We start from the raw sequence: 3,325 nt of genomic DNA, 5'->3' as shown, positions 1-3,325 counted from the left end.
AATGTCTTAGCCAACTCCTTGGCTCACAGAACGACATGGCTACGATCCGACTTCACCTGTTGTCGCTGTCATTGTAACTGTATCACTTGAATCAGTGGTATTTACGAGAGTAACTTCAAGACCGGAATCAGTCCAGTCAGTTCCATTTTTCTGAACCGTAACTGTTGCAATAAATGTAGTGCCGTTAATTGTATAAGTATCAGATGAAGTAAGTCCCGAAACGACATATACCGAATCAACGTAAGTCGTTACAAGATTTTCTGAAGAATCATACAGAAAGAAAATTACATATTTTGAAACACCAGAAGGTACTTCAGTATTAGAATAAGTGAATATGTCATAGGTTGTTCCATTGGTAACAGCAGTTTTTGTACCGCTGTCAGTATTTGTAATACTGTCCGAAAGAACAGCGCTTACCTGAGTTACACTGAGTGATTTTGCAATATTCAGCGTGATAGAAACAGTTCCGGTACCGCCTGTTACAGCACTTAACACAATAGAAACTGTATTTGACGATGAAGAAATTGCCTTACCTGTAGAGCTTCCCGTCAAAACCGGTGTTGAAAAACTTGTATCGCTTGAATTATAGGCATTTACTGTAAAGTCGTAAGTGCCGGCTGCAAGAGAAAGCGAAATATTATTATTACCGGAAAAAGCAGATGATATTGTATACTCTGTTTCTGATGAAAGCTTATATTGCACAATATATACATAATTTGTTAAATCCACAGAAGGAAGTGCCGTACGGTTTACAGATGAAAAATTAAAAGAAACAGAAACTTTATCTGCATTTGCCGAAGATGATTTTGAATCATCTGTAAGAATATTAGTACAAGACAAAAAAGTAAAAAAAAGTGCAGTTAAAACAAAAAAATTAAAACCTTTAATTTTCATAATTATTCTCCATCTGCTACTGTGAGATTATATTGAGCTGTATATACAACACCTGTTTCTGAATTTGTTACAATTACCAGAATTGCGTAAGTATTGTCAGCTGTTAATGAAGACAAATCAAAAGTATTCGAGGTAGAAGAATCAAACTGACTTAGATTTACATACCAAGCATATGTATAAGCTGCAGTATTATCAGGTACAGTAACAGTTAAAGTTGAATTCGAAAGTGAAACAGAAATATCTCCCGAAGATGTTAAATATTCAAGTCTGTAAGAAGTTCCTTTAGAAGTTTCTCCTCTTCCGCTTGTATTCGTATTATTATTTCCGCTTCCATCAGAAGAGCATGACAAAATCAAAAATAATGGAATAAATAAACATATTCCGCCGCGAATCAGCTTTTTAAGAAAACCTTTCATATAATTCCTCATATGTATGGATTGATTCAAAATCATAAGATTTTGCACATCATTATCATTCTGTTGGAGAAATTAGAGATTTTCAAGTGTTTTAATTAAGACTTTACTTATTTTTACAAAGTTATAACAGAAAATTACCATATTTTATTGATTTTAAAAAAATAAAGCCGCCCCTGTATTAAGGAGCGGCTGCGCATAGTGTATAAACTTATGCTTCTGCTGGAGCTTCTTCTGTAGCTGGTGCTGAAGCAGCTGCTGCAGCTTTACTTGCTCTAGCTTCTTTTCTTGCAACATTCTTCATTTTAGCATTACAGAATTTGCAAATTTTAACAGTGTTTCCATCAATTTCTTTTTCATAAAGAACTTTGATGTTTTCGTTTCCACAGACCGGGCATTTTCCACGACCGTGATTAACTTCAGTGCGGACTCCAGTTCCACGATGTGCTTTAGACATACTTAACTCCTTTATTTAGCTTCTTCAGCAGGAGCTGCTTTCTCTGCAGTCTTAGCCTTTGATGCAGCTTTTTTTGCAGGAGCTTTTTTAGCAGCTGGCTTTTTTGCTTCAGCCTTCTTTTCTTTAGCTGGAGCTTCAGCTTCACTTGACGGCAACTTATAGTCAACCAGTTCAAGAATTACAACATCAGCGGCATCACCCTGTCGGAAACCGAGCTTAAGAATGCGTGTATAACCACCATTGCGATCCTTCATGCGAGGACCAATTTCAGTAAAGAGTTTGTTCAAGATTTTTTCATCCTGAATAAACTTTGCAGCAGTACGACGATTGTGTACAGAATCTACTTTACCGCGAGTAATCAACTTTTCAGCTGCTTTACGAACTTCCTTAGCCTTTGCTTTGGTTGTTGTAATGCGTTCGAATCTGAAAAGTGAAGTCACCATATTTCTCGACATTGCACGCTGATGAGCTGCAGTTCGTGAAAGTGGATTAAATCCCGTTTTATTTTTCATTGGATTCTTCCTTTTGTGCTGGCTTTGTCAAATTGACCGAATTTTTGAGATGGCTGTAATCAGTCATTCCAAGGTTCAAGTTCCATTCAAGGAGCTTTTCTTTAATTTCTGTAAGTGATTTTTTGCCAAAGTTTCTTGTTTTAGCAATATCATCTTCAGTTTTTCGAGTCAATTCGCCGATTGTGCGAATATTCGCATTTTTGAGACAATTTGATGAACGAACAGAAAGTTCAAGCTCTTCTACAGGAGTATTGAGCAGCTGACGAATCTTTTCATCACCTTCATCAAAATCATCGCCTCCAGAAACCTCACTGTCATTAAAGTTAACAAAAACTGTAAAATGATCTTTTGCAATTTTTGCAGCTTCAGCCAATGCATCTTCTGGATTAATAGTTCCATCAGTCCAAACTTCAAGAACAAGCTTGTCATAATCGTTTCGCTGACCGACACGACATGGTTCAATCATGTACTTAACTTTTGTAACAGGAGTGAAAATTGCATCCATCGGAATTGTACCAACAACTTCGATATAATGTTCATTTACTTCTGCAGGAACGTAACCTCTTCCCAAATCAACCTGAATTTCAAACTCAACATGAGCTCCTTCCATCATTGTGAAAACAGTCACGTCTTTTGTAAGAACTTCAAGCTGGCCTTCTTTTGCGAAATCATCAGTCTTGACTGTGCCAGGACCTTTAAAATCAAAAAGAAGTGTATCCTGCTCAACATCTTCCGGCAATCTCAAACGCATAAGTTTGAGGCTGTTCAGGATTTCAAGTGTATCTTCCGAAACATTTGGAATAGTTTCAAATTCACTTGAAATTACGTGCGGAACTCCGTCAAGATCATAAGAAGTAATTCTTACTGAGGAAATAGCATATCCCTGAATAGATGAAAGAAGTACACGTCGGAGTGTATTTCCAATTGTTGTACCGAAACCTGTTTCAAAAGGATAAGCTGTAAACTTTCCGTAATTCGGGTTTGTTTCAAGAGGGTCGAACTGAACGGTCTTTGGTTTTTTAAAACCTTTCAGTAAGTTTTTTCGAGCC

Annotated in this window: 5 protein-coding genes; all 5 read right to left on the bottom strand. The window is 36.9% G+C overall.

The window, feature by feature from the left end:
• Positions 1–39 precede the first annotated feature (39 nt).
• Positions 40–894, bottom strand: a complete 855-nt coding sequence (locus ACKI5B_RS11745) for a hypothetical protein (RefSeq protein WP_407428976.1) — start codon at positions 892–894, stop codon at positions 40–42.
• A 2-nt stretch (positions 895–896) separates the two neighbouring features.
• Entirely contained in the window at positions 897–1,310 is a 414-nt protein-coding gene (locus ACKI5B_RS11740) for a hypothetical protein (protein WP_407428974.1), read from the bottom strand.
• A gap of 208 nt (positions 1,311–1,518) precedes the next feature.
• Positions 1,519–1,764, bottom strand: coding sequence for a hypothetical protein (locus ACKI5B_RS11735; RefSeq protein ID WP_407428972.1), 246 nt, complete (start codon positions 1,762–1,764; stop codon positions 1,519–1,521).
• 11 nt (positions 1,765–1,775) lie between these two features.
• The gene (rplQ, locus tag ACKI5B_RS11730) at positions 1,776–2,276 is read right to left on the bottom strand and encodes a 50S ribosomal protein L17 (protein WP_407428970.1); all 501 of its coding nucleotides are present in this window, start codon (positions 2,274–2,276) and stop codon (positions 1,776–1,778) included.
• A partial coding sequence (locus tag ACKI5B_RS11725; protein WP_407428968.1) for a DNA-directed RNA polymerase subunit alpha occupies positions 2,266–3,325 on the bottom strand: 1,060 nt, incomplete at its 5' end. The genes ACKI5B_RS11725 and rplQ, both read right to left, overlap by 11 nt.

Origin of the sequence: Treponema sp. (genome assembly GCF_045657965.1) — a bacterium.
GTDB lineage: Bacteria > Spirochaetota > Spirochaetia > Treponematales > Treponemataceae > Treponema_D.
This window is presented reverse-complemented; position numbering and strand designations above follow the sequence as displayed.

What these genes read in the sequence shown, in the direction of transcription:
- ACKI5B_RS11735 (WP_407428972.1), bottom strand. Translation starts at nt 1,764, where the DNA reads ATGTCTAAAGCACATCGTGGAACTGGAGTCCGCACTGAAGTTAATCAC.
- rplQ (WP_407428970.1), bottom strand. Translation starts at nt 2,276, where the DNA reads ATGAAAAATAAAACGGGATTTAATCCACTTTCACGAACTGCAGCTCAT.
- ACKI5B_RS11745 (WP_407428976.1), bottom strand. Translation starts at nt 894, where the DNA reads ATGAAAATTAAAGGTTTTAATTTTTTTGTTTTAACTGCACTTTTTTTT.
- ACKI5B_RS11740 (WP_407428974.1), bottom strand. Translation starts at nt 1,310, where the DNA reads ATGAAAGGTTTTCTTAAAAAGCTGATTCGCGGCGGAATATGTTTATTT.